Source organism: Bartonella queenslandensis AUST/NH15 (genome assembly GCF_000312585.1).
Taxonomy (GTDB): Bacteria; Pseudomonadota; Alphaproteobacteria; order Rhizobiales; family Rhizobiaceae; genus Bartonella; species Bartonella queenslandensis_A.
Genome location: NZ_HE998109.1, coordinates 1 through 1,246 on the forward strand (window position 1 = coordinate 1; position 1,246 = coordinate 1,246).

A 1,246-nucleotide genomic window follows, 5' to 3' on the forward strand; every position below is an offset into this window, starting at 1 on the left:
TCCGCCTTATAATACCGGCAACGCTTTTGAGCATTATGATGACGGCCTAGAACATTCAACTTGGCTCTCACTCATGCGCGATCGCCTAGAGCTTTTGCGTACGTTATTAGCAGAAGATGGTTCTATCTGGATCAATTTGGACGATTGCGAAGTTCATTACGCTAAAGTAATGTGTGATGAAATTTTTGGACGTAGAAATTTTGTTAATGATGTAATATGGCAAAAGAAATATTCACCTCAAAATGACGCAAAATGGTTATCAGACAACCACGATTTTATTTTAGTTTACGCTAAAAATAAAGATGTATGGCGTCCCAATTTATTAACACGTTCTGAAAAAGCTACAGCAAGATACAAAAACCCAGACAATGATCCGAAAGGGCCTTGGAAGTTAATAACCCTGCATGCAAAAAGCGGGAATAAGACTGACTTTGAATACACTTTCAAAAACGGAGTACGTTGGACGCCTCCAGCGGGAACTTTTGCACGTTTTAGTAAAGACACATTAGAAAAATATGAATCAGAAAATAAAATTTGGTTCGGCAAAGATGGAAATTCCATCCCGTCAGTGAAAAATTATCTTTCTGAAGTTAAATCAGGTGTTACAGCTCTAACGATTTGGACTTACGATGAGGTAGGACACAATCATGAAGCCAAAAAGGAGGTCAAGCAATTCAATGAACAAGATCCTTTTTCTACACCCAAACCAGAGCGCTTAATTGAGCGTATCTTAATTCTTGCTACCAACCCTGGCGATTTTGTGCTAGATTCTTTCCTTGGATCCGGCACAACAGCTGCTGTGGCTCATAAAATGGGCCGACGCTGGATTGGTATCGAGCTTGGTGAGCATTGCGACACGCATTGCCGTCCACGTCTGCAAAAAGTTATCGATGGAACAGATCAAGGCGGTATTTCAAAGGCGGTGAATTGGCAAGGCGGTGGCGGGTTCCGCTATTATCGCTTGGCGCCCTCTATGCTCGAAAAAGACCAATGGGGCAATTGGGTCATCAGCAAGGAATATAATGCCGCCATGCTCACGCAAGCCATGTGCAAACATATGGGCTTTACCTACGCGCCAGATGAAAGCCACTATTGGATGCAGGGATACTCCACGGAAACAGATTTCATTTATGTAACCACCCGCGCCCTCACACATGAGCAACTACGCGCGATCAGTGAAGAAGTTGGCCCCAACCGCACGCTGTTAATCTGCTGCAAAGCCTTTAACGCCAAAGTAGATGCCTTT

Annotated in this window: 1 protein-coding gene; it reads left to right on the forward strand. The window is 43.5% G+C overall.

What is annotated here, in order from left to right; genetic code table 11:
• The coding region (locus tag BN338_RS09535) for a site-specific DNA-methyltransferase (RefSeq protein ID WP_039761647.1) at positions 1-1,246 on the forward strand (1,246 nt) is incomplete at both ends.